Origin of the sequence: Providencia alcalifaciens, assembly GCF_915403165.1 — a bacterium.
Taxonomy (GTDB): domain Bacteria; phylum Pseudomonadota; class Gammaproteobacteria; order Enterobacterales; family Enterobacteriaceae; genus Providencia; species Providencia alcalifaciens_C.
Genome location: NZ_OU659204.1, coordinates 707,893 through 734,014, shown reverse-complemented (window position 1 = coordinate 734,014; position 26,122 = coordinate 707,893). Strand labels below are relative to the sequence as shown.

At 40.0% G+C, this 26,122-nt stretch carries 23 protein-coding genes and 1 other annotated feature; of the genes, 11 read left to right on the top strand and 12 right to left on the bottom strand.

What is annotated here, in order from left to right; all coding sequences use genetic code 11:
* The first annotated feature begins 325 nt into the window (after nt 1-325).
* Nucleotides 326-1,102 carry a peroxide stress protein YaaA gene (yaaA, locus tag LDO73_RS03205; protein WP_224060163.1) on the top strand — a complete coding sequence of 259 codons (777 nt, stop codon included), beginning with the start codon at nt 326-328 and terminating at the stop codon, nt 1,100-1,102.
* A gap of 207 nt (nt 1,103-1,309) precedes the next feature.
* Nucleotides 1,310-2,323: an aldo/keto reductase gene (locus LDO73_RS03200; RefSeq protein ID WP_224060162.1), complete on the top strand. Its 1,014-nt coding sequence runs from the start codon at nt 1,310-1,312 to the stop codon at nt 2,321-2,323.
* Nucleotides 2,324-2,409: 86 nt separating this feature from the next.
* On the opposite strand, the gene LDO73_RS03195 is transcribed toward LDO73_RS03200, so the two are convergent.
* The 4 genes from LDO73_RS03195 to LDO73_RS03180 are packed head-to-tail and all read right to left on the bottom strand — an operon-like array spanning nt 2,410 to nt 8,566.
* Nucleotides 2,410-5,547: an efflux RND transporter permease subunit gene (locus LDO73_RS03195; protein ID WP_224060161.1), complete on the bottom strand. Its 3,138-nt coding sequence runs from the start codon at nt 5,545-5,547 to the stop codon at nt 2,410-2,412.
* 3 nt (nt 5,548-5,550) lie between these two features.
* Nucleotides 5,551-6,831, bottom strand: coding sequence for an efflux RND transporter periplasmic adaptor subunit (locus LDO73_RS03190; protein WP_423810871.1), 1,281 nt, complete (start codon nt 6,829-6,831; stop codon nt 5,551-5,553).
* Complete coding sequence (locus tag LDO73_RS03185) at nt 6,832-7,176, bottom strand: copper-binding protein (RefSeq protein WP_224060159.1); 345 nt, start codon at nt 7,174-7,176, stop codon at nt 6,832-6,834.
* 10 nt (nt 7,177-7,186) lie between these two features.
* Nucleotides 7,187-8,566, bottom strand: a complete 1,380-nt coding sequence (locus LDO73_RS03180; RefSeq protein ID WP_224060158.1) for an efflux transporter outer membrane subunit — start codon at nt 8,564-8,566, stop codon at nt 7,187-7,189.
* Between the two features lie 157 nt (nt 8,567-8,723).
* On the opposite strand from LDO73_RS03180, the gene LDO73_RS03175 reads away from it, so the two are divergent.
* The 5 genes from LDO73_RS03175 (at nt 8,724) to LDO73_RS03155 (ending at nt 12,481) form a co-directional block, all read left to right on the top strand.
* The gene (locus LDO73_RS03175; protein ID WP_224060157.1) at nt 8,724-9,407 is read left to right on the top strand and encodes a heavy metal response regulator transcription factor; all 684 of its coding nucleotides are present in this window, start codon (nt 8,724-8,726) and stop codon (nt 9,405-9,407) included.
* Entirely contained in the window at nt 9,400-10,782 is a 1,383-nt protein-coding gene (locus LDO73_RS03170) for a Cu(+)/Ag(+) sensor histidine kinase (protein WP_224060156.1), read from the top strand. Before LDO73_RS03175 ends, LDO73_RS03170 begins: the two co-directional genes overlap by 8 nt.
* Before the next feature lie 96 nt (nt 10,783-10,878).
* Nucleotides 10,879-11,295, top strand: a complete 417-nt coding sequence (locus tag LDO73_RS03165) for a hypothetical protein (RefSeq protein WP_224060155.1) — start codon at nt 10,879-10,881, stop codon at nt 11,293-11,295.
* A 255-nt stretch (nt 11,296-11,550) separates the two neighbouring features.
* The gene (locus LDO73_RS03160; protein ID WP_224060154.1) at nt 11,551-11,760 is read left to right on the top strand and encodes a hypothetical protein; all 210 of its coding nucleotides are present in this window, start codon (nt 11,551-11,553) and stop codon (nt 11,758-11,760) included.
* A gap of 58 nt (nt 11,761-11,818) precedes the next feature.
* Nucleotides 11,819-12,481: a hypothetical protein gene (locus LDO73_RS03155; protein ID WP_224061226.1), complete on the top strand. Its 663-nt coding sequence runs from the start codon at nt 11,819-11,821 to the stop codon at nt 12,479-12,481.
* Between the two features lie 69 nt (nt 12,482-12,550).
* Here LDO73_RS03155 and thrC read toward each other — a convergent pair whose 3' ends face one another.
* The 4 genes from thrC to thrL form a co-directional block, all read right to left on the bottom strand.
* Entirely contained in the window at nt 12,551-13,846 is a 1,296-nt protein-coding gene (gene thrC / locus LDO73_RS03150; RefSeq protein ID WP_224060153.1) for a threonine synthase, read from the bottom strand.
* Nucleotides 13,847-13,849: 3 nt separating this feature from the next.
* Nucleotides 13,850-14,779, bottom strand: coding sequence for a homoserine kinase (gene thrB / locus LDO73_RS03145; protein WP_224060152.1), 930 nt, complete (start codon nt 14,777-14,779; stop codon nt 13,850-13,852).
* A 3-nt stretch (nt 14,780-14,782) separates the two neighbouring features.
* The gene (gene thrA, locus LDO73_RS03140) at nt 14,783-17,242 is read right to left on the bottom strand and encodes a bifunctional aspartate kinase/homoserine dehydrogenase I (RefSeq protein WP_224060151.1); all 2,460 of its coding nucleotides are present in this window, start codon (nt 17,240-17,242) and stop codon (nt 14,783-14,785) included.
* 24 nt (nt 17,243-17,266) lie between these two features.
* Nucleotides 17,267-17,388 (bottom strand) — a sequence feature (Thr leader region).
* Nucleotides 17,327-17,395, bottom strand: a complete 69-nt coding sequence (gene thrL, locus LDO73_RS03135) for a thr operon leader peptide (protein WP_108479263.1) — start codon at nt 17,393-17,395, stop codon at nt 17,327-17,329. It overlaps the preceding feature by 62 nt.
* Nucleotides 17,396-18,519: 1,124 nt before the next feature.
* On the opposite strand from thrL, the gene arcA reads away from it, so the two are divergent.
* Nucleotides 18,520-19,236 (top strand): two-component system response regulator ArcA, encoded by a 717-nt coding sequence (arcA, locus tag LDO73_RS03130; RefSeq protein WP_004905684.1) that lies wholly within the window; start codon nt 18,520-18,522, stop codon nt 19,234-19,236.
* Nucleotides 19,237-19,482: 246 nt separating this feature from the next.
* Entirely contained in the window at nt 19,483-20,439 is a 957-nt protein-coding gene (locus tag LDO73_RS03125; RefSeq protein ID WP_224060150.1) for an Abi family protein, read from the top strand.
* 79 nt (nt 20,440-20,518) lie between these two features.
* Here LDO73_RS03125 and creA read toward each other — a convergent pair whose 3' ends face one another.
* Entirely contained in the window at nt 20,519-21,025 is a 507-nt protein-coding gene (gene creA / locus LDO73_RS03120; protein ID WP_224060149.1) for a protein CreA, read from the bottom strand.
* A gap of 182 nt (nt 21,026-21,207) precedes the next feature.
* Between creA and robA the strand changes: the two genes are divergently transcribed.
* The gene (gene robA, locus LDO73_RS03115; protein WP_224060148.1) at nt 21,208-22,110 is read left to right on the top strand and encodes an MDR efflux pump AcrAB transcriptional activator RobA; all 903 of its coding nucleotides are present in this window, start codon (nt 21,208-21,210) and stop codon (nt 22,108-22,110) included.
* 62 nt (nt 22,111-22,172) lie between these two features.
* Here robA and gpmB read toward each other — a convergent pair whose 3' ends face one another.
* Nucleotides 22,173-22,820 carry a 2,3-diphosphoglycerate-dependent phosphoglycerate mutase GpmB gene (gpmB, locus tag LDO73_RS03110; RefSeq protein ID WP_224060147.1) on the bottom strand — a complete coding sequence of 216 codons (648 nt, stop codon included), beginning with the start codon at nt 22,818-22,820 and terminating at the stop codon, nt 22,173-22,175.
* A 52-nt stretch (nt 22,821-22,872) separates the two neighbouring features.
* On the opposite strand from gpmB, the gene yjjX reads away from it, so the two are divergent.
* Nucleotides 22,873-23,409: an inosine/xanthosine triphosphatase gene (yjjX, locus tag LDO73_RS03105; RefSeq protein ID WP_224060146.1), complete on the top strand. Its 537-nt coding sequence runs from the start codon at nt 22,873-22,875 to the stop codon at nt 23,407-23,409.
* A gap of 104 nt (nt 23,410-23,513) precedes the next feature.
* On the opposite strand, the gene trpR is transcribed toward yjjX, so the two are convergent.
* Both trpR and sltY read right to left on the bottom strand, forming a co-directional pair.
* Nucleotides 23,514-23,831, bottom strand: coding sequence for a trp operon repressor (gene trpR / locus LDO73_RS03100; RefSeq protein ID WP_224061126.1), 318 nt, complete (start codon nt 23,829-23,831; stop codon nt 23,514-23,516).
* A gap of 130 nt (nt 23,832-23,961) precedes the next feature.
* Entirely contained in the window at nt 23,962-25,878 is a 1,917-nt protein-coding gene (gene sltY, locus LDO73_RS03095; protein WP_224060145.1) for a murein transglycosylase, read from the bottom strand.
* Nucleotides 25,879-26,122 lie beyond the last annotated feature (244 nt).

Sequence of the window (26,122 nt, the reverse complement as noted above, 5' to 3'; positions counted from 1 at the left end):
AGCGGTGTTGGCTACGCTGACTAGCCACTCACCTGCAACTTAAACTACTTTGTGTATTATTAAGGAATTGAGGCTAGCGCCGCACCGTCCCATGATAATATCACGCATCTACGTTGCTGCAAGCGAGGAAATCTCTTGGAAAGCAACTATTTGATCAGCAATCGTTTTCGCAGCATGCCTAGAAACTGAATGCATTTAGCTAGGTAGAATAATCTCATCAGTAAACCAAATAATCATCATAAGCGCGACTTATTACAGCGATTCGCCATTCCATCTGATTTTTTGTTAAAGTAATGGATAAATTTACTATCATAAGGGTCAAGTTATGCTGATTACTATTTCACCTGCCAAAACATTAGACTACGAAAGCCCGCTCGCCATCGACATGTTTACTCAACCCGAGCTACTCTCTGAGTCTGAGAAACTGATTAAAACATGCCGAACACTCACACCAGCGGATATCGCAAGCTTAATGAAAATTAGCGACAAACTTGCTGGGCTGAATGCGGCACGTTTCGGTGAATGGCAGCCAAACTTTACCCCAGATAATGCACGCCAAGCCATCCTAGCCTTCAAAGGGGACGTGTATACCGGCATGCAAGCCGAAACATTTTCTCCCGCTGATTTTGAATTTGCTCAGCAGCATTTACGTATGTTGTCTGGCCTATATGGGGTACTGCGTCCATTAGACTTAATGCAGCCTTATCGCTTAGAAATGGGGATTCGCCTTAAAAACAGTCGAGGCAAAGACTTATATGAATTCTGGGGAGATATCATCACTCAGCATTTAAATAAAGCACTGGCAGCCCAAGGGGATAATATCCTCGTTAATTTAGCTTCTGATGAATATTTTAAGTCTGTGAATACCAAAAAATTGGACGCTGAAATTATCAAACCCGTTTTCTTAGATGAGAAAAATGGTAAATATAAAGTCATCAGTTTTTATGCAAAAAAAGCGCGCGGATTAATGAGCCGTTTTATTATTCAAAATAAACTGACTAAATCCGAACAGCTATCTGACTTTAATTTAGAAGGCTACCAATTTGATCAAGCGCAATCGAAAGGTAATGAATTAGTCTTTACTCGCCCTGAACACGCCTAATCATAGACTCACTTTGTTGGCTTATGGGAAATGCATCACACCCTATAAGCCTCATACTCAACATACGATATCTTATTTCAAATCCCCGTCACAATCTGGCGATAAAATAATCATTCCTTAAGCTGTATAGCATTCTTTCACCAGTGAGCTCGACAGAGTTATGCCAAAATCCGAGTAAATCTTTGCCATTTATTTTGGAGGTGAGCCATGCCATATTCTGCTGCGTCACATCGTTACACAGATATGGAATATCGTCAGTGCGGTCGGAGTGGATTAAAGCTCCCCCTTGTCTCTTTAGGGCTCTGGCATAATTTTGGTGACAACAAGCCAATTGATAACTGCCGAGCAATGTTAAGGCATGCGTTTGATCATGGGATCACCCATTTTGATCTCGCCAATAATTACGGACCGCCTCCTGGCTCTGCAGAACAACAATTTGGTCGCATCCTACAACAAGATTTTCGCCCTTATCGCGATGAAATGGTGATCTCCTCCAAAGCAGGTTACACCATGTGGGAAGGTCCTTATGGTGATTGGGGCAGTAAAAAATATTTAGTTGCCAGCCTCAATCAAAGTTTAAAAAGAATTGGGGTCGATTATGTGGATATTTTCTATCACCATAGGCCCGATCCTCAGACCCCGCTAGAAGAGACCATGGCCGCCCTTGATTTGATCGTTCGACAAGGTAAAGCGCTTTATGTGGGAATTTCGAATTATCCCGCAGAAACGGCGCAAGAAGCTATCCGTATACTCGATCAACTGGGCACACCTTGCCTTATTCACCAGCCTAAATACTCCATGCTAGAACGTACCCCTGAAGAAGGTCTCCTCGATTTGCTCGAAGAGGAAGGTGTCGGCTCGATTGCCTACTCACCACTTGCCGGAGGTATTTTAACGGATCGCTATCTCAATGGTATTCCCGCTGATTCCCGCGCAGCAGGTAACCCATCACTACCGCCAGAAAGGCTTACATCTGCTACTTTAGCAAAAGTGAAAAAACTCAATGAATTAGCCTTAAATCGTGGACAAAAATTGAGTCAAATGTCATTAGCTTGGTTGCTGCGCCATGACCGCATTACTTCCGTACTTATCGGCGCAAGCCGTATCAGCCAAATCGATGATGCACTTGGCATGATGGAAAATCGTGATTTTAGCCAGCATGAGCTCAAAGCTATCGAGCTAATCTTAAATGACGAGTATGTATTAAATAACGAGCAGTAAACTCAATCATATTTTAGTTCCTAAGTGAGTGTCTCAACCACGGTTCGTACTGTGTAATTGAGACACTCTTTTCGTCTTGAATGAAACTACTTTTTATATCTAAACTGGCAAATTAACTTGTATGCAGCTGGAATAATAAATAATGAGAGCAATGGTGCTGTGATCATTCCACCAATCATTGGTGCTGCAATTCGACTCATGACTTCAGAACCCACTCCAGTTCCCAATAATATAGGTAATAAGCCTGCCAATATAACAGCCACAGTCATTGCTTTTGGTCGAACCCTTAGTACAGCACCTTCATATAACGCATTATCTAAATCTACCGCTGACAGTTTATGAGTACCTTGCATTTTTTCCTGATCTTCAATTGCATGCCGTAAATAAATCAACATCACGACACCAAATTCAGCAGCAACCCCAGCTAAGGCAATGAATCCTGTTCCTGTCGCCACGGATAAATTAAAGTTCATCCAATATAAAAACCAAACTGCGCCAACTAATGCAAAAGGAAGACTGAGTAAAATCAGTAAGGCTTCACTAAAACGCCTAAACGCCAAATAAAGTAATACAAAAATAATCATGATTGTTGCAGGAACCATAAGCATGAGTTTTTGATTGGCTCTTTCAAGCAACTCAAATTGCCCAGTAAATGAATAGCTAACTCCTGGCTTTATTTGAACATTATTTTTTATCGCGGTATCGATATCTGAAATAATAGAAACCATGTCTCGCCCTCGAGCATCAATATAGATCCAACTCGTTGGACGTGCATTTTCAGTTTTCAGCATCGGCGGACCAATATTTATGACTACATCCGCGACATCGCTTAAAACAATTTGCTGCTTATTCGGGGTCAAAATAGGTAATAGCTGCAGAGCAGAAACACTATTTCGGTAATCTTGGGGGTAACGAAGCGTAATAGGGTAACGCTCTATTCCTTCAACTGTATCACCAATCATTTCGCCTCCCGTCGCCATAGAAATATAAGCTTGCACATCGCTAATACTCATTCCATATCTAGCGGCTTTTTCGCGATCAATCTTCACATCAATATAGCGTCCTCCGACTAGCCTTTCCGCTAAAACAGAAACAACACCGGGTACGGTTTTCGTGACTTTCTCAATCTCTTGTGCAAATGCGTCTATTTCCTGTAGATCTTTCCCTGAGACTTTAATGCCAATAGGGCTTTTTACGCCTGTAGAAAGCATATCAATACGATTTCGTATCGGTGGAACCCATAGATTTGCTACCCCAGGTAAACGCACCGTTTCATCCAACTCTTCAATAATTTTTTCTAACGTCATTCCTTGACGCCATTCATCTTTAGGTTTTAAGCGAATCGTTGTTTCTATCATTTCCATAGGGGCTGAATCTGTAGCCGTTTCCGCTTTACCTACCTTACCGAAAACGGTATCAACCTCTGGAATACTTTTAATTAGTTTATCCGTATTTTGTAATAAAAAAGCCGCCTGAGCAGGAGAGACACCCGGTAATGTCGAAGGCATGTAAAGTAAATCCCCTTCATTAATTGAAGGTAAGAACTCACCACCGAGGTTCTTTAATGGCCATATAACAGTAAATAAAGCCAAAATACCGATGAATAACGTCGTTTTTGGCCAAGATAAAACCTTTAATAGAATCGGGCTATAGATAGAAATCAACCAACGATTTAAAGGATTTTTGGTTTCGCTCGGTATTTTTCCTCGAATCCAATACCCCATAAGAATAGGAATCACAATCAGCGCCAATGCAGCGGCACCAGCCATGGCATACGTTTTAGTAAATGCCAGAGGACCAAATAAACGCCCTTCCTGCCCTTCGAGGGTAAAAATAGGGATAAACGATAATGTAATAATTAATAAGCTAATAAATAATGCAGGTCCAACCTCAACAGCAGAGTCTGTAATTAATTTCCAACGCTGAGCATTTTCAAGGTTTTTTCCTTCGTTCTCGTTCTGCCAATGCTCTAATTTTTTATGTGCATTCTCAATCATGACAATAGCGGCATCTACCATGGCTCCGATCGCAATAGCAATACCACCAAGAGACATTATATTTGCATTTATGCCTTGATAACGCATGATGATAAACGCAATAAAAAGCCCAAGAGGTAAGGATATTATCGCGACTAATGCCGACCTAAAATGCCATAAGAAAATAGCGCAAACCAATGCCACGACAATAAATTCTTCAAGTAATTTATAACTTAAATTATCTATCGCATTATCAATCAGTATGCTTCTATCGTAGGTCGTTACAATTTGTACACCGTCAGGTAAGCTGCTGCTTAAATCGTTTAATTTCTGTTTTACATCTCGAATCACATCCCGCGCATTTTCTCCCGACCTAAGCAGAATAACACCACCAACGACCTCACCTTCACCATTTAATTCCGCAACACCTCTTCGCATTTCAGGTCCTTCTTGAATGCGAGCAACATCCCGTAAATAAAGTGGAACGCCATTTTCTGACATTTTGAGATATATTTTATTAAAGTCATCTAAGGATTGAAGATAACCTGTCGCCCTCACCATATATTCGGCTTCTGCAATTTCTATTGATGATCCACCCGCTTCTTGATTGGAGGCATCAACGGCCTGCTTAATTTCAGGAAGTGTGATTGAAAACTGTGCCAGTTTTAGGGGGTCGACAATAATCTGGTAAGACTTAACTACCCCACCGACCGTAGCGACTTCTGATACGTTAGGTAAGGCTTTTAGTTCATACTTTAAAAACCAATCTTGTAAAGCACGTAGTTCGGCTAAATTATGCTTTCCGCTCTTATCAACCAGAGCATATTCAAAAATCCAACCAACACCTGTGGCATCTGGTCCAATTGACGAGACCGCACCTTGAGGTAATTTTGTTTGAACTTGATTTAAATATTCTAAAACTCTCGATCTCGCCCAATATAGGTCGGTGTTATCTTCAAAAATAACATAGACGTAGGAGTCTCCAAATGCAGAAAAGCCGCGAACTGTTTTTGCACCTGGGACAGATAGCATTGTGGTTGTAATCGGGTAGGTCACTTGATTTTCAACAAGCTGGGGGGCCTTACCCGGGTAAGTTGTTTTGATTATAACCTGAACATCTGACAAATCAGGTAGTGCGTCAACAGGCGTATTTTTAATACTCCATACACCCCCAATGATGAGGAAGACCACCCCCATCATGATTAAAAACCGATTGGCTACTGAGCGCCTAATAATCCATTCCAACATAGCTTACTCCGACATTTTATGAGCAGAATGATCGACGGAGGCGTGATCCTCAGTTTTTTCGCGCATACGTTCTAAAGCGCCAGAAATATTGGCTTCTGAATCGATGAGAAAAATACCTTGAGTCACAATTTTTTCGCCAACTTCAAGGCCTTCTGAAATGGCTGTCATTTGTTGGTATTCGCGAATGACTTTCACTTTTTTGGGAATAAACTCCCCATTCTCACCAACCGCAATAACATGCTGCTCTTTGCCTGAATCAACAATCGATTGAGATGGAATTAATATGGCTTCATTCGTTGTTGCGATCAAATTCAAATATGCTGTCATACCAGGCTTTAACAGATTGTTCTTGTTATCAATTTTGGCACGAATATTAATTGTACGACTGGCAACATCGGCGCTAGGTAAGATAACCCAATCAGTAACAACAAATTTATGGGTTGGAAACGCGGGAATGGACAGAGAAAAGCTAATATTATTATCAAGTAAATCGGCAATAGATTGTGAAAGCGATGCATTCACCCATAGCGGATCCGTACCTTGAATCTGAGCGATAACAGCATCTTTAGTGACATTCATGCCTAACCGCAAATTCAGTGCAGTAATGACACCAGATATAGGTGCTTTGATGACAAAACGAGTTTGAACCTTTCCTGTATTCACAAACGTTTTGATAGATTCTTCAGGCATGCCATTTAAACGTAGACGTTCTAAAACACTATTTAAATTTGTTGGGTTATTTTCAATTGTTTTTAAAGCAAGATACTCACTTTGAGCCTCCACCCAGGCAGGGATCGTTAAATCAACCAAAGGAGTTCCTGCTGTTATTTTCTCACCAATTGCAAATGGATAGACTTTTTCGACAAAACCAGCGTCTCTGGCTTGAACCACAGCAAACTGATGATCATTGAATGCAATTTCAGCGGGAAACGTCATGTCATAGTTTAGCTTCCCCCATGTTACCTCGGTTGTCTTCAGTCCTAAGTTTTGAATTTGTGCAGGATTAATCGTGATACCATTTTGTTGAGTCGAGTCCGTATTTTCATCTGCATATTTAGGCATCAAATCCATATCCATAAATGGAGATTTACCCGGTTGTGCAAATTTAGTACTTGGATACATAGGATCATACCAATACAGAACCTGACGCTCTTTAGCTTCTGTTTTTAGCGTATTTTTTTCAATCGTGAAAAAATATCTATATATAAAGATTGAAAGCATACTTGAGATAATGATCAGTATGATAACCTTAGTTAAATTAACTAATGACATAGATCCCTCCATTTACTCAAATTTTTTTTCAATGGATTCCAATAATGAAATATTTCCATTTTGAATAAATGAAAATATCAAGTTATCACCATCACTAAGACCTTCAATCATCTTTTCATTTTGATAAGTGAATCGCATTGTCATTGGGGGCCAATTGATACTTTTTATTTCATTATGATTAATTGTTAGTTTTTTATTTTCTCTATCTATTGAAATGAGTTTTCCTTCTGCACTAATAATTGATACTGAACTCTCTTCATGATGAGATGAATGGCTATCTACCGTAGAGCTGGCATATCCAATAGTAGTAAAAAGAGAAATAGACATGACCATTATTGCTTTATTTAAATTTTTCATTACAACCTCATTAGTTAATATTCCCGCCACCTAAGGCAGAAAATAAATTGATTTCATTTTTTTGCTGTTCTATTTCCAGCATTAATAAATTTTGTTTTTCAGCAAACAAATCCCTTTGAGCATCTAGAACATTTAAGTAGCTCAAGCTTCCATATTTATAACCAGCTTGCTTTTGATTTAATATATTAGTTAAGGTGACAACATAAGCTTGTTGAGAATTAACTTGATTTTCAATACTAGATTTTAGCGCCATGAAATCTTTAACTTCCCTAAAAGCTGTTTGAATACTTTTTTCATAATTCACAATGCTTTTATTTTTTCTAATGTTTGCTAGCTCTAAATTCTTATTATTTTTATTACCAGTAAAAATTGGTAATGTGATTTTTGGAATAAAATTCCATATACCATTTGATGAGTCAAACAAACCTGAAATAGACTCATTACTACTTGATAAACCAGTATTAAATGAAATTGATGGAAAAAAAGCGGCTCTGGCCACACCAATATTTGCATTTTCAGCAATGATATTTTGTTCAGCAGCCATCACATCAGGGCGACTCAATAAAATTTCTGAAGGAATATTTTTAGGAATAGTAATAGGTGTATATTTCACTGATACTACATCAATATTTTTAGTATAATTGTTAGTTAAGTAATTCAATAAATTTTTATTTTTATCTATCTCAACTTTAATTTTTTCCATTTTTATATTAATAGATTGAACTTGACCTTTGGCTTGTTCGACATCAGAAGCCGTCGCACTTCCAGTTATTAATTTTTGCATCACAATTGATTGGCTATTTAAATAACTCGATTTTGTCTCTTCCGCTATACTTAGTAACTCTTGGTTGTAGACAATATCTAAATAGGCTTGAGCAACAGTTTTAATCGTTATAATCTCAGCAGCTCGATTTAACTCTTTCGAGGCTAAAAATTTAGCGCTATCTGCTTGTGTTAAATTTTTTATTTTGCCAAAAAAATCCAATTCATAGCTAATATCAATACCTGAACTATATTTTTTAGATAACGCTCTCTCCCCTTGTAGGTTTTTACTATACTCACTACTTAAAGAAGCTCCTACTTTAGGATAAAGCTCCGACTCTGTAATGCCGAACTGTATTTTTGCTTCTTCTATATCAAGAACAGTAAGATATAAATCAGTATTTTTTTCCAATGCAATTTTTATGATTTCTTGCATGTTAGGGTCAACAATAAAATCTGTCCAACTAGGAAGTATAAATACTGTTTTATTTTCGTCCATCAACGAGGTAAAGCTAGGTTCTATATTTACAGGAATATTAAGCTTAGGTCGCTGGTATTCAGGCTCAAGAGAAATACATCCAGTCAAAATTACGCTACTTGCTAGCAATAATACCTTAAGGTTATACATGGTCTAGCTATACCTCTATTGATTATCTATATTTTGCTAGTGTAGAAATTCCATCCTGTTAGATTCATGACATGAAAATGACAAATTTGTCATTTTACATTTCAATCATTCGATGACTAAAATGTGCCTTCCATCCCCAATATATTTAGAGGCTATTGTGAAATTACTCGTTGTTGAAGATGAAAAAAAAACTCGAGAGTATCTGTCCAAAGGCTTAACTGAATCTGGATTTATTGTGGATGCAATTGAAAATGGAATTACGGGTTTACATATGGCTTCCACAGAAGAGTATGATTTAATTATTCTTGATGTCATGTTACCCGATATCAATGGGTGGGAAATCGCAAAAAATTTACGAAGCATAGGAAAAAACACGCCTATTCTAATGTTAACGGCATTAGGAAATGTTGAACATCGTGTTAAAGGTTTAGAATTAGGTGCAGATGACTATTTAATCAAGCCTTTTGACTTTTCTGAGTTACTCGCTCGAGTTAGAACATTATTACGCCGTGGAAATAATGCCATACAAAAAACACGTTTCACCATAGCCGACTTACAAATCGATCTAATCAAAAGGCGAGTGATTCGCGCTAATGATAAAATAAATTTAACCAGTAAAGAGTTTTCATTACTTGAGTTTTTTGCTCTCCATCAAGGCGAAGTTTTATCCCGCTCTTTAATTGCCTCAAAAGTATGGGATATGAATTTTGATAGTGATACAAACGTCATCGATGTTGCAGTAAAAAGACTTAGATCGAAAATAGATCTCAACTATGAACCAAAATTGATCCATACAATAAGAGGAATGGGTTACTTATTTGAGCTACCTCAAGATGAATAAATTATTTAAGTTTTCCTCATCAATTTCTGCACGTCTTATTATTTCAATAAGTATTACCCTCTCCATTGCTCTATTTATATTTAGCGCTATCATGATAAAATCTGTTGTTATTCATTTCAAACAGCAAGATGAGTATTCAATAAATCAAATAAACTTAACGATCCATAGCCTTCTCACTAAAAATAATGGCAATAGCATTGAAATGCTATCTCAGATAAAAACGATTATTGATGAGCATCAGGATATTATATTTTATTTAGAAGATAGAAATGGAAAAATTTTAGCGGCATCCAGTACAACATCAGACATTATCAACCAACTAAAAAGCTATCATCCTAGTGGGAATCTTAAGCCACAACCTTTTGAAAGTTATCGATTATCAGAAACATTTATTGAATTACCTCAAAGCAATGATAAATACAGATTAGTCACTGCATTATCATTAAATTTTCATCATGACTACTTAGACTCATTAATTAACAATCTAATAATTACTGCATTAATTACCTGTGTGCTCAGTATTTTCATTGTTTATTTACTGGTCATTCGTGGGTTGAAACCTTTAAAAGAAGTCAGTGATGAAATTAAGAATGTCACTTCAGAAAATTTAAGTATTCGTTTAGATCCAAACACTGTTCCTGAAGAGCTCAAGCAGCTCACTATCTCTTTCAATCAAATGTTAATTAAAATTGAAGATGTATTTGTTCGACAAACTAATTTTTCAGCCGATATCGCTCATGAAATGCGAACGCCTATTACTAATTTAATGACAGAGACTCAAATTTCATTAAGTAAAAATCGTTCTAAAGAAGAACTCATTGAGGTCTTGTACTCTAATTTAGAGGAATATAATCGCCTATCAAGAATGATTTCTGATATGTTGTTTCTAGCAAAAGCAGATGACAATATGCTACTGCCCGAAAAAATAAATATAGATATAAGAAATGAAATCTCTGTTATTTTTGATTATTTTGAGTTCCTCGCTGAGGATAATGGTATTAGGCTAAAAGTAATTGGAAATGCCAAGCCGATATTGGCAGACAAAGAGATGTTCAGACGCGCATTAACCAACTTGATTTCAAATGCGATTCGCTATACGCCTAAAGGCGATGCTGTAAGTATTAATCTCTCTGATGTTAAAAATGGTGTTGAAATCATTATTAGCAACCCGGGGAAAAAAATCTCTGAAGAACATTTACCAAAACTTTTTGATCGTTTTTATCGTGTAGATAAATCCAGACAAAGAAAAAATGAAGGGAGTGGTATTGGTCTCGCGATTGTCAAATCCATTATTCTGGCTCATAAAGGAACCATAAATGTCACATCCGATGAATACTCTACGCGATTTACCTTATTTATACCGACAGAAAAATAAATAGATGTCTACTTTGTCATTTTACTGTCACCTTTGAGACAGAAATAAAACCTTATTATGATGCTAACAAAACATATCACCTAATAAGGATTTACCATGAAGAAAAGTATTATTACAGTTGCTATCATGCTTAGCACCATTAGCCTAGCTTATTCTCAAACTGACACGAATATTCATCAAAATGCTGCCACTGCATTAAATTTTAATGAAAATAATACGTCACCAGCAAATCAGCAGGCAATTAACCAACATCTAAATCAAGCTGGTATCAATACAGAAAAAAATATTAATTCTGGTTCATCTTTTTCAGAACTAGAAGAGCATGAAAAACAAGCAGTTTCCCTCAGTTTTTCAAAAAACAATACATCTCCAACCATGGAGAAAATGATAAATGACCATAAAAAACAATCTACTAATGCACAGTCCAATGAAATCAATGGCATAACAACCTTTTCTACTTTGACTAAAGAAGAAAAGGCAACGGTTATATTAAACTCACATAAAAATAATTAATAATGATTAATTAAAGAACAAACTAATAAATTCAAAAATAAATATAAAACTGAACCACCATGTATAAAACCATCATTTTATCATGGTGGTTTTTATTTATACCTGACGCCTCTAAAACCATCAAGATTAATAAATAATATTTATCCTCATTAAATTTAATTAATCAGTTATCTAATTCCACATATTGATTACAACTGATTATTAATTAAACTTCCCTTGCAGTTTAATTAATCTACTTTATAACGAGGAATTTATATGCATAAAATATCTACTATCTTAGTTACCTTATTATTTCCTTTATCAGCTCTTTCCATGACCGTACCGACCGATTCTCAGCAAACCGCCACCGAATATCTATGGAGTAACGGCGGTAATGGTGGACACGGGGGTAATGGCGGTCATGGTGGAAGCGGTGGTAGCGGCGGGCATGGAGGCAATGGTGGAAACGGTGGTAATGGAAATTAAATAAACCCAATTATTTGATTATTTCCCCCTTCATTCATGAAGGGGGATGGAGGAAACAATGGTTAATCAATCTCTATTTCAATTTTTCTCTATTTTAATTTTCACAGCAACACCAATATTAAGTCACTCCAACAACCTTCATATTAATAAAGCCAATTTATTCCATTTAAATAAACATATTATTATCGATAATATTTCGCAGTCACATTTTTGTGTTCCTTTTTATTGCAGAAATTATTATTTCCATCTTTCCGATAATGGCGTTAATGGCACTCATGGGCAACATGGCAGTGGAGGGAACGGCGGTAATGGCGGAGTCGGTGGCAATGGTGGCAGCGGAGGTAATGGTCAACATGGTGGAAATGGTGGCAACGGCGGTAGTCAGGGTCACGGCAACCATGGAGGTCACGCAACTTCCGGTAGTAATGGAAATGGCGGCAACGGCGGAAATGGTGGTGTAAATGGCGGTGACGGTGGACACGGTGGCAACGGGGATGGCCTAGGTAACGGGGGTAACGGCGGAAACGGATCCGTCAATGGTAGTGGTGGCAATGGCGGAAACGGAGGAAGTCATGGTGGCCACGGTGGTAATGGAGGAGACGGTGACGGTAGTGGAAATGGCGGGAATGGTGGAAATGCAGGTATTGGGGGACAAGCAGGTAAAGGCGGCAAAGGTGGGTCAAATGGTGGGCAAAATGGCACGGATGGTACCAGCTATTAATTCCCTCATCAAAAAACGGAAGCCGATTCAGCTTCCGTTGTTAACATTTCCTTTAGCGGCGAACTTCAATTACTGCTTCGGTGCTAACTTCATTAAGAATTCGCGTAATTGAGCAAAATCTGACGGTAAGAAGTGAGAAAGCAGTGGCAAATCAGCACGTTCCGCCAGCTCTTTTGGCAGCGAAATTTGTTTATTTAAGATAGCTTCCACGCTCTCTTTGAATTTCGCAGGGTGGGCAGTTCCTAAGAACAAACCATATTCACCATCTTGCAGTTGATCACGTAGGACACGATAAGCAACCGCCGCATGAGGCTCTGATAAATAACCTTTTTTATCCAACTCACGTACAGTCTCTTGAGTCACTTCATCACTCACTGCACCATAACCTAACTCTTTTAATGACCAGCCTTTACGACGGAATAATTCTTCAATGCGTGGCCAGTTATTTGGCTGGCTTACATCCATTGCGTTAGATAATGTCGCAACGGTTTGATGCGGTGCCCATTTTCCATCGACTAAATAGCGCGGAACGGTGTCATTAACGTTAGTGGCAGCGATAAAGCGTTTCACTGGTAACCCCATGGATTTCGCCAGTAAGCCCGCGGTTAAATCCCCAAAGTTGCCACTTGGCACAGAGATCACCAGTTGATCGCGTTTTTCTGCTGGGATCTGAGCAACCGCTTCAAAATAATAGCAAATCTGCGCTAATAGGCGGCTAATATTGATGGAGTTCGCAGAGTTCAAATACAGGGCTTTTTTCAGTTCTTCATCATCAAAAGCGTGTTTGACCATCGCCTGACATGCATCGAAATCATCTTTGATAGCCACAGTATGGATATTTTTACCCAGCGTACAGAATAGTTTTTCTTGCAGTGGGCTGATTTTGCCTTCTGGGTATAAGATAACCACTTGAACATTATCCAAACCATAGAATGCATGGGCTACAGCTGCACCGGTATCACCAGAAGTTGCGGTTAAGATAGTGACTGGCGCACCACCAGCTACTTGACCTAGCGCTTGTGCCATAAAGCGGCCGCCAAAGTCTTTAAATGCCAATGTTGGTCCGTGATATAGCTCTAACGTTGCCACATCATCTTCCACTTTAGAAACGGGTGCAGGGAACGCAAAAGCCGCTTTAACTCGATCAGCGAGCTGCGCTGCCGGAATTTCATCCCCGATAAACGCACTCAAAATACGGCTACTACGAGTGACAAAATCCAACTTCAGTAATTCATCAATTTCACTGGCGCTAAACTCAGGTAAGTCTTGAGGGAAAAATAACCCTTGTTGCTTACCTAACCCTTGTTTCACGGCTTGCGCGAAGCTGACTTGTTCGTTGTTATCTTTTAAATTATACAGTTTCATCGTTTACCCTATTGTCCTTGCACCCGCCATATCTAAACGACAGATATGCACAAAGCCTTCATCATTTTGAATGTAATGTTGTTGTAGGTACTGCACCATCTCTTCTGCGATTTTTTTATCATCACAAATAGTAAAAATTGTGGGTCCTGACCCCGAAATTCCACATGCCAGCGCACCAATTTTCTTCGCATGTTCACGCGCCTTCGCAAAACCCGGCAGCAACTGAGTACGGTATGGCTCTGCGACGACGTCTTTGATCATCGTGACCGCTAATTCAGGCTGATGAGTATGACATGCATGGATAAAGCCGGATAAATAGCGTCCATGGTTAACAATGTCATGACGAGAATAGCTATCAGGTAAAATGGCTCGCGCTTCCGCGGTGGAAACTTTAATTCCCGGATAGGCCATCACCCAATACCAATTTTCAAACGCAGGGACAGGCTGAGAAATAATGCCATTTTGCTCGATGATCAGCTGTAAGCCCCCCAAGTAGCAAGGCGCGACGTTGTCATAGTGAATACTGCCTGAAATACGCCCTTCTAGCTCGCCCATCATGCCAAGCAGTGCCGTTTGGTCAAATGGCTTATCTGCAAACTCATTGAGCGCCATCAGCGCAGCGACGACAGAGCAAGCACTTGAACCTAAACCCGAACCAATTGGCATATTCTTTTCAAGGGTCATTGCCACGTTCAGTTTTTTACCAAGGCGCTCGCAAAACAGTTCCCAGCATTGGTAAACAATGTTGTGTTCCATTTTTTTCGGTAGCTTAGAAACAAATCGACCTTGGTTTTCTAATGAAAATGTCTCTGCCGCTTCAATGCTGACACAGTCACCGAGCAGTGAACCATCAACCGGGGAGACTGCTGCGCCTAGCACATCAAATCCAACGCTCACATTACCAATTGAAGCGGGTGCATAAACTTTGATCACTTCTTAAACTCCCAATTTCCATGATAGGGTACGCAGCATATCCGCAAATACACCCGCTGCAGTTACATCATTACCAGCACCGTAACCTCTGAGAACTAAAGGAATTGGTTGATAGTAGCGTGTGTAGAATGCCAGTGCGTTTTCGCCATTTTTTACTTTAAACAGTGGGTCATTTCCGTCAACAGCAACCATTTTCACCTGACAGCGACCTTCTTCGATAAGACCCACATAGCGTAACACTTTTTCTTCTGCTTCTGCCGCTTTTATCCGCGCAGCAAATTGGGCATCAAGTTGTGGTAAACGAGTCATAAACTCAGCAACACTGCCTGAACTGTCGAAATCAGCAGGGAGTACAGATTCAATATTGATGTCACTAAGTTCTAATTCATAACCCGCTTCACGGGCTAAAATCAGTAATTTACGCGCCACATCCATGCCGGATAAATCGTCGCGAGGATCTGGCTCTGTGAAGCCTTTTTCCTTCGCGAGCGTTGTCGCTTCTGATAAGGACATCCCTTCATCCAATTTACCGAAAATAAATGACAGGGAGCCTGACAAAATTCCGCTGAAATGAACTAATTCATCCCCTGCGTTCAGTAAGTTTTGTAGGTTTTCGATAACCGGTAAACCCGCCCCTACGTTGGTATCATAAAGGAATTTACGTTTTGAGCTTTCGGCAGCGGTACGAAGTTGATGATAATAATCCATCGACAATGTATTGGCTTTTTTGTTCGGCGTAACGACGTTAAAGCCGTCTTTTAAGAAGCTAGCATATTGCTCCGCAATCTCTTGGTTGGACGTACAGTCGATGATCACCGGGTTTAAAAAGTGATACTCACGCTCTAAACGGATCAAACGGCTGAGGCTAAACGGCTCTTTGGCTTCGGCTAATTCTGCTTTCCAATTATCTAAATCAATTCCTTGCATATTGATCAGCATCGCTCTTGAGTTCGCTATCCCACAGACACGTAGATCAATATGTTTTTGCTTCAGCCACTGTTGTTGACGGTGGATCTGTTCGATCAATGCATTACCTACGCCGCCTACACCGACAATAAAGGCCTCAATCACTTGCTCCGCATTGAACAACATTTGGTGACATAAACGCACCGCTGAAGTGGCTGACTCATTGGCGATCACCGCAGAAATTGAACGCTCAGACGAGCCCTGTGCGATAGCAACGATGTTGATATTGCCGCGGGTTAATGCTGAAAAGAAACGTGCGGAGATGCCTTTTAACGTCCGCATACCATCCCCAACAACGGAGATGATAGCCAGTTGCTCCATCACATCTAACGGGTCTAATGCGCCGTCTTTAAGCTCTAAATAAAATTCTTCCTCTAATGCACCTCGAGCGCGCTGTAGCTCATTTTGCGGCACACAGAAACTGATACTGTATTCCGACGATGATTGCGTAATAAGCACCACAGAGATCCCTTTACGAGACATAACCGAGAAAATACGTGCGGCCATACCGACCATACCTTTCATACCCGGACCAGAGATATTGATCATCGCCATATTATTCAGGTTAGTGATCCCTTTTACTGGCGTGCTAGCATCCGTTTGACCATCACCAATCAGCGTACCCGGTGCGCTTGGATTAGTGGTGTTTTTGATCAGGCAAGGGATTTGGAATTGTGCAATTGGAGCGATAGTACGAGGGTGTAAAACTTTCGCGCCAAAATAGGAAAGCTCCATCGCTTCTTGGTATGACATCCCTTTGAGTAAACGGGCATCAGGCACTAAACGCGGGTCGCAAGTATAAACCCCATCAACATCTGTCCAAATTTCACAGCAATCTGCACGTAAACATGCCGCTAATACCGCAGCCGAGTAGTCGGAACCATTACGGCCTAGCACCACCAGTTCACCTTTCTCATTTCCAGCCGTAAACCCTGCCATCAACACGAAATGGTCTTTAGGAATGTTCAGCTCCGCAATGCGTTTAGTAGACTCATTGATATCGACGGTGGATTCCAGATAGTGACCTTTGGCCAGCAAGCTTTTCACCGGATCAATCACAGTGACTTTATGACCGCGAGCTTTTAATACAGATTCCATGATGGCGATAGAGAGCTTCTCACCACGGCAGATAATAGAGGCGTTGATGCTATCAGGACATTGTCCTAGAAGAGTAATACCATGCAGTACTTGTTTAATTTGCGCGAATTCGTGTTCAGTCAGCTTTTTCAGTTTGTCATATTCAAAGCCGGGCTGCTTTTCTTTTAATCCCTTTAATAGATTAGCAAAAATCATTTCTGCATCACTCACATGCGTGATGACATCCTGACCTGCTGCCGTTTTTTCAATCATCGCTACCAAATGGTTAGTGATTTTCGCCGGTGCAGATAGCACCAAAGCGACTTGTCCATCTGCCAATTTGCTTTCCGCGATATCAGCAACATTAAGTACCCGTTCGTCATTTGCGACTGAAGTACCGCCAAATTTAAGCACACGCATGGTATTTCTCTCCTGAATTAGCGCCAAAAAAAAGCCCACATCTTTTTAGGATGCGGGCTTTTTCATTTTTATTTTTTGGATGCGTCAGCCCGCCCCGTTTCCTGTGGTCACGGTGGTGGTGGTAATAATCGTAGTCAGGCTGATGTTACGCATAAAATTTGTTTGTCTCGTAGGGAACATTTCGGTTTCTCCCTATACGGTTAAAGTAATCACACAATAATGTCAAATTTATTTGCATTTATGCCCCCAGAAGTAGCGACAATTCTGCTCAGAGATCCACTGTATCCATCAAAAATATCTTCATAAAAAGAGAGATAGCCCCAAAATTTCAGTTTTAAAGTTTATTAATTCTCAAATTAATAGATTTTAATTTTATTTGAAAAATAACCACACGATCTGCATAAAAAACAATCAAAACTCAAATTTGATGGCGGCATTTTAACCGTATGTCCTAACAGTAAATTTGAAATAAATTGCTATCAATGACCTATCTTCCTCCCGCTTATTAATCTTGATCAATATTTTTACTAACCTTAAAAAATCCTACTTAGTTTTAGATCAAAATTGCACATAAGAAACTGAATAGTCATTCAGTTAATTATAAACATGCAAACATTAATTCAGATATTTCTGAGGATTCTTGTTATTTTTTTGTAAAACAAAATAGATTCACGCAAAGAGAGTAAGTGTAATCACTTAGTTTTTCTTATAAAAAACTAAAAATACTTTTTTTACGCGATTTTGATGTGCTAAACGAAATTTTACTCTCTGACGATTTTAAGGCGTTCTGAAGACGCAAAAATGACTTACGTGACTTAGCTTAAGTTAAATCCAAATGTCTTCATCCCTATTCATATCTACCTTTCTGTACGGTATCACGATGAAAAACGAGCATTATCTCTCCTTTTTTCTATTATTTTTATCGTCAATTCGATATCTCTATAACAAATAATTTTGGTATAATTATCTACCTAACAATCATTGTTAACGTGCTACAATTGATTTTGATATGTATCAACAAAAGTTAGTTTTTTAGGTGGTAAATGCAGTATTAGCTGTTATATTGCTGTTAACAGCCCAATATTGGGAAAGTGCTTAAGTTTTGGTAAGTTTTATGGCCATTTTGCCTAATGGATAGGCAACGTTAAGTCACTGAAAAATGTAAAGACAAATTTATACTCATAGACGTGTTTTTCCAGATAATCATACCAACAACCACCTAACTGGAAACGGCCTATGGGTTCAGTATTTTTATTTTAATACTTTAGGTAGCAAATATGCAGACCCCACACATTTTGATCGTTGAAGACGAGATTGTCACACGTAATACGCTGAAAAGTATCTTTGAAGCGGAAGGCTATGTTGTTCATGAAGCCACCGATGGTGAAGAAATGAATAATGTTCTTTCTGAACATGACATCAACTTAGTGATCATGGATATTAACTTACCAGGCAAAAACGGCTTACTGCTGGCTCGTGAACTACGTGAGCAAGAAAGTATTGCATTAATGTTCTTAACTGGTCGTGATAACGAAGTTGATAAGATTCTTGGTCTTGAAATCGGCGCTGATGACTATATCACCAAACCATTCAACCCACGCGAATTAACTATCCGTGCACGTAACTTACTGTCCCGTACTATGAATTTAGCGGGTGGTACAGAAGAACGCCGTCTGGTTGAGAGCTATAAATTCAATGGCTGGGAATTAGACATTAATAGCCGTTCTTTAGTGAGCCCTGCTGGTGAACACTACAAATTACCACGTAGTGAATTCCGTGCAATGCTTCACTTCTGTGAAAACCCAGGCAAAATCCAAACTCGTGCAGACTTACTGAAGAAAATGACTGGCCGTGAGTTAAAACCTCATGACAGAACAGTCGATGTGACTATCCGTCGCATTCGTAAGCACTTTGAGTCTACGCCAGATACCCCTGAAATCATTGCCACCATCCACGGTGAAGGCTACCGTTTCTGCGGTGATTTAGACGAATGATTTCATTCTGATTAATGAAAAGCCGGCGCAAGCCGGTTTTTTTTTCAATAAAACAATTAATTGCCTTTATTGAAAAAAATCATTTAAAGCTCAATCTAGTAATAAGAAAAAATATTGACACAAAAAAATAGATAAGCATAATTAGGGACAACAACGCTCATTATGCTCCTTTTATAACGTTCATTCGTTTTTTAGGAATGTAATGAGCTTTTTTATTAATAAAAATCGCGATGGAACCGCAAGAATATGCCTTATATCCCTTATATAAAGCCGTATAAAACACCTTCGGACATCATTTCAGATCTAAAAATAAAACAGCTTAGTTTTATTGATGAAAATATCGCAGAGAAAATATTATCTCAAATAAACTACTACCACTTTAAAATTTACCTTCACCCTTTGTTAGACCCTAGTTGCCCTACAGGAAAAAACTATAGACTAGGTGAATATTTTGAAGATGCTGTTGATATATATCGATTTGATGAACAAATTAGATTTATTCTTTTCAAGGCTATTGCGAGAATTGAAATAAAATTAAGAAGCCGCTTAGATCAAGTCATGTCCTCTATTAGTGGTAACCCTTTTTGGTATCTTGATAATCAATGGTTCAATATAAAAAACAATAATACCTACTCTATTGACTCTATTCGTAACAAGATAAGTAATGAGTTTTCAAATACAAAAGAAGAGTATGCCTCTCATTATAAATCAAAATATTACAATACTACCCATGATAACTATAAATTTTTACCTCCATTTTGGATAGCCTGTGAGTTTCTCAGTATTGGAACAATATTAAAGATATACGATAACTTAAATACACCTATTATCAACCAACGTTCTGGTGCTCCATTGGATTCAATGGCACTAGAATTTGGCGCGCCTAGTTTTAAAATACTTTGTTCTTGGGCTAGAACACTTAGAGATATAAGAAATCGTTGTGCTCACCATAGTCGATTATGGAACGCAAACTTACGGGCACCTTCACATATCATTCGATTACTTAATACCTCACCAACAAATGACAATCGCATCTATACCTCATTCGCAATGACACATAGAATATTATTGTCTTTAGGTATACAAGATATTAATTTATATGACGATTTAACAACATTAATAGGAAAATACCACTGCGTAAAAAGCTATTTAGATAGCGCAGGCTTCCCGGAAAAATGGCATGCGGATCCATTCTGGTCATAATAATCAAAGTGAACTGATTGTTAGCATGAGTCATTTTAAATAAGATGCCAGTAAAGTGTATTACTGACATCTTAACCCATCACCACGGCATAATCGGCACAGCGCTTAACGCATTTTTAGGCGAGCCGTCGATCATCTTATCGGAATAGGTCAAATAGACGAGTGCATTACGTTTTGGGTCGTAAAAACGAACCACTTGGAGCTTTTTAAACACCAGTGACGTTCTCTTTTGGAAAACCACCTGCCCTTTTTTCGGGTTACGTTTCACTCGGTCATTTAGCTCAATAGGACCCACTTGTTGGCAGGAAATGGCCGCGTCCGAGGTATCTTCCGCTAATCCAAGTCCGCCTTTAATCCCGCCCGTTTTTGAACGGCTTAGGTAGCAAGTCACATTGTCCACATCCGGGTCATCAAAAGCTTCAACGACTATTTTATGGTCAGGGCCAAGCACCTTGAATACCGTATCCACTGAGCCGATTTCTTCTGCGACTGCCATAAAAGATAGTATAGACAACATTGATCCTAAAATGAGGTTTTTCAGTGTATTACCTTTCGCAATACCTTTTTTAAATTTGGAAGAACGCATACAGTATTCCCTTTTCAGCTTAACATCTGAATTTTAAATAACCTAAACGGCAATAATTCTGTTTATTAACTAATTATTAAATACAACTCATTTACTATAAACGAAAAAGGTAACTTGTTATAGAATAGCCACTCATTGATTACTCATATCTGTTCTGTGAGTCGTATTGCCTGGGGATATCCATGGATCAAACAAATATTATTCGCGACCTTCTTCGTTGGATAGATGATAACCTTGATAAACCATTGTCTTTAGATAATGTTGCCGCAAGAGCGGGTTATTCAAAGTGGCATTTACAGAGAATGTTCAAGGATGTGACCGACCAAGCAATTGGTGCTTATATTCGCGCTAGACGCCTATCTCGTGCCGCGGTTGCACTGCGCTTAACGAGCCGTCCCATTCTTGATATTGCATTACAGTATCGATTTGATTCACAACAAACTTTCACTCGCGCTTTTAAAAAACAGTTCAATCTGACGCCTGCATTTTATCGCCGCACTGAAGAATGGTGCGCAACCGGTATTTGTCCACCGATCGTGTTAGATGAACACTCTCCACTGGATTATGAATTTGTCACGATGGTCGAGCAGCCATTGGTTGGTTTGGAGCAAAGTTGTTCCTATGTGCTTGAAGAGTGGTCAACCGCCTGCTCACAAATGCGTCAGTCTTTCTGGCGATATTATTTAGAGCACACCACCAAAGTCGCTTCCGAAGTATTTGGTTTGCATCATGCGATTCATAGTGCCGATAAAGATGATGAGCAAACGGTGTTTTATACCACCGCAGTGAAACCCGAAGATGCGAGCTTTAGTAACACCGAATATAGCCATGTTACGATCCCCGCAGGCGAATATGTGAAATTTAATTATCGTGGTGAGACGACGAGAGAAAGAATGCAAGAGTTCCTTTACCATGTTTATGGTGTCTACTTGCCAAAACTGAATCTCACTCGCCGTCCAGGCTATGATGTAGAAAACTACAAAATCAAAAATGTGACGCACAATGAGATAACGGATACAGATCCAAGAACGCACATTGAAGCATTCAGCTATTATGTTCCGATCAAAAAGCCTGAAGCTAACTAAACACCAAAAACAAAGGCGCTTCATACACTGAAACGCCTTTTTCTTTTTCGCTGCTTTACATCTTAACCTTGCTGTTCATCAAGGGCAGGCTGAGAAAGATGCGTCACCTCCCCCGCCGTTTCCACAATCCAGCCATTGGCTAACCATGGGCTATTTTGATAATCAACGCGAGATAGCGAGCAGTTACGTAGACGCAAGCGGCGCGGCGAGTTTGCAGGCACACCTAAGATACGACTTAACAATGTACTAAGCGCCAAGCCATGGCTGACCAATAATGGACGACTTCCTTCTGGCAGTTCAAGGCAACCATTTAACGCCGCAAACATACGCGTGAAGAGTTCATCCATAGATTCCCCTTCTGGAATACGGCCACCTTCGGCACCATTTATCAGGCTTTGACGCCACTGTTCTTCCTGTTCAGACAGCGAGCCAATTTCTCGTTGCTCCAAGACACCCATATTTAATTCACGCAGACGCGGTTCTGTGATAATTTCACACCCGCACACTTGTGCAATAATTTGTGCAGTTTCAAGTGTGCGTCCCATATCACTAGTGATAATATGGGTAATACCTTCGGATTTAACCCGTTGAGCGACCTGCATTGCCTGTTGACGACCTAAAGTAGTCAAAGGGCTATCAGATTGTCCCTGTATGCGACGTGCAACGTTCCATTCAGTTTCGCCATGGCGAACAAGATAAACCTGTAACATAGATGTGTTCCGTTATTACTGTACAAAGTATGTGTTCAAAGGAAAATAATTAATGTACCAAGTTATAGCTGCAACGACGAATCCAGCCAAAATTAAAGCGATTCATCTTGCTTTCGATGCCGTTTTTGGGCCTGGCAGTTATCAAATTGAAGATATTAATGTCGATAGCAGTGTTCCACAGCAACCTATCGGTAATAATGAGACCCGTACAGGAGCAAGACAACGTGTGATGGCATCACGCCAAGTACGCCCAGAAGCTGACTTTTGGGTGGGTATTGAGGCGGGTGTTGAAGATGACATGACATTTGCATGGATTGTGATTGAGCACCATCAAATCCGTGGAGAATCCCGTTCTGCCAGTATTATGATCCCAGAAAAAGTGCTTGCGGGGATCCGTGAAGGCCGTGAACTGGGTGATGAAATGGCTGACCTTACTGGTATCAATAATATCAAGCAACAAGGCGGCGCGATTGGCTTTTTCACCAATGGCGTGTTGACTCGCACCAGCGTTTATCAACAAGCGCTAATACTGGCTTTAGTTCCTATTAAACACGAAATTTATAAAGAGCTAAATAACATAGAAGACTAATTATACTCAAAATGATTTAAAATGCATGTGGGGCTCTTAGCAATAAGAGCCCCACTTTTATTTTTTGAGAATAATCATTGGCTGTATTAAAAGATAATCAAAAATTACAGTAGCTTAGATTCCAGCCACTCTTTTACCGGAATAGGGGCTGACTTTAAACTGTTTGAGCCACGAGTAATGGTAGCAATGCCTACGCCAAGCTCATTTTTTAATTCACGCTGGCTCATTTCACCGCGCATTAATTCCTGAACAATCCTAACGCGAGTCCCTAAAGCCGTCCGTTCATCCGGTGTCAGTAATAGCTGAAGAATCGAATCCTGTATATTTTGCTCAAAGGCCATTTGCAGCAGCTCTACAAAACGTTGCCAATCCGCATTTTCATCGGCGGTTAACGCCGGGTCTGGTGTATATTCTACAGTCATCATCTACCCTTCCATACTATTAAACTAGTACAAATAATAGCACAGAACACTATCGCGTATAGTTAAAAATACAGTACTCATCTTGTTGAAGATAAACCAAACCTACCAACAAGATGAAATTCCATACAAATTAATACTTCATATTCCATTCGTTCGCGGATAACACATTGCCTTTTTCACCTAAGAAATGTTTATAAAACAAATCGTAAGAGAGAACATTCTTCACATAACCACGGGTTTCTGCAAACGGAATACTTTCCACAAAAGCTACCGCATCGATACGTCCTGCGCTGTTGCCTAACCAACGAGTCACTCGCGATGGACCGGCATTATACGCCGCACTGGCTAAGATACGGTTATTGCCAAATTGCTGATAAACATCATCAAGATACGCGGTACCTAACTCAATGTTCATCACAGGGTTAGTCAGTTGCCCTGCATTCACATAACCAGTGATACCTTGCTTTTGCGCCGTATGTTTTGCTGTCGCTGGCATTAACTGCATTAAGCCTGTCGCGCCAACTGGAGATTGCGCTTGCGGGTTCCATGCGCTTTCTTGGCGAGCAATGGCCATAGCATAGCTTTTTTGGATCATTTTACTGCGAGTGTAATTATCAAACTGTTTTTCCCACGCCAGTGGGAAACGTTCTTCCAGATGATCCCACAACTTTGCCGTGATCGTCGCTTGAACGCTCAAATCTGCCCACTTATTATCGAAAGCATAACGGGCGAGCTGCTCTTGTTGATTAGGGGACATAGAAGAGACCAAATTGATCCACTCTGAGCGCGCTAGATTGTCCATCTCCCAATACATTAGCTCACGGATACGCTGAATTTGCTGCATGCTGTGAATACTGGCGTCAGGTTTCACGGCTTTATTCACCATGACTGGGTAATCCATTTTTAGCTGCTGGGCGGCTACCATCGGGTAGAAACCACGCTTCGATGTTAATTCTCGCAGTATGCTTTCACCTTCAGCGGTTTTACCTTGGTCAATCAAGGTAATAGCCTGCCAATATTGCCATTCTTCCTTATTTTTTACATCGTTCGGCAGTTGTCGCAACCATGAGGCTAAACCCGTTTTATCCCCTTCTCCCAGCGCTAAACGTACACGGCGCTCTTTTAAAGCGGCAGAATTGGTTTCACGGATCACTTCATCACGCCACATTGCCTGCTCAGGAGTGACATCACCCCCCATATATTGCCATGCAATGCTGTCTTTCATTTGCTGGTTTTCTGCCATATTCATTTTCTGAGCAGAGCTAATCCCCGCTAATGCCGTGCGTGCAGCATCAGGAGATTGACGCGCATAGCGGCTAAATCCAGCTAATGTGGCTTGACGCGTAAAATCGGTCGGCGTCAAAGTTTTCGCAAATGAGACAACCGAAGCGGGGTCATTTTGCAGTTTCACTAACGCATCAGAGATAGTTTTGTAGCTGCTTGGTAGGCGTTTCGCGAGGTAAGTTGCCGTTGACGTGTTACCGTCTTTGATAGCAAGGTGAATACGCGCCAAAATCATATCCGTTGAAAGATATCCGGCTTTTTCCCATTCAGTAAACAGTTTGTCGCACGCCGCAGGCATGGAATTACCATTGAGCCACATTTTTTCAGCGCCTTGCCATGCAACCTGTTTATTTCCTGTCGCCCAATTCGCAAAATAGAAATTACATTGCGCTTCAGCAGGTTGTGGCGGCTCAGGGCTAAATGCCAATAACGATGTCCACTCTTGGCGACGCGCCAGCTCATTCACAAACCGGTTTTTGAGAGTTTTCGCTACAGGCAACGTTGGGTATGCGTCGATAAATTCTTGCGCTTGTTTTGGCGAGATAATGTCTAAATCTTGTGACAGCTCGCGGTATTCCAAATACGGATACAGCGGATAATCACGTAAGGTTGGCAATAAACGCTCAACTTCATCCATCTTATTGGCATCCCAAGCGACCTTAATTGCCTGATAACGTTCACGTTGTGCCTGTAGAGAATCAGCCCAAACTGTTGTGGATACCAACAGCATGGTGACCGGAACTGCCGCTAACCAACCTTTCATGTTTATTCGCTCCATCGCTTAAATCTTGTTAGAGATTGACCTCAAACATACTCAAAGCATTCATTAGATATATCAATAATGTTAATGCTACCTAAAGTTTTCAGCCAGCAACAGAGGAGATTTCTTGAAATGGTTGGGTTTACAATCTTTTACTTATTCGATTCGTTAACCCTGACAACACGGATAACCTAGACCAGCCTAGGGGCGATCGGGTATAGTTCATGACAAACCGTTTATGGCTGTT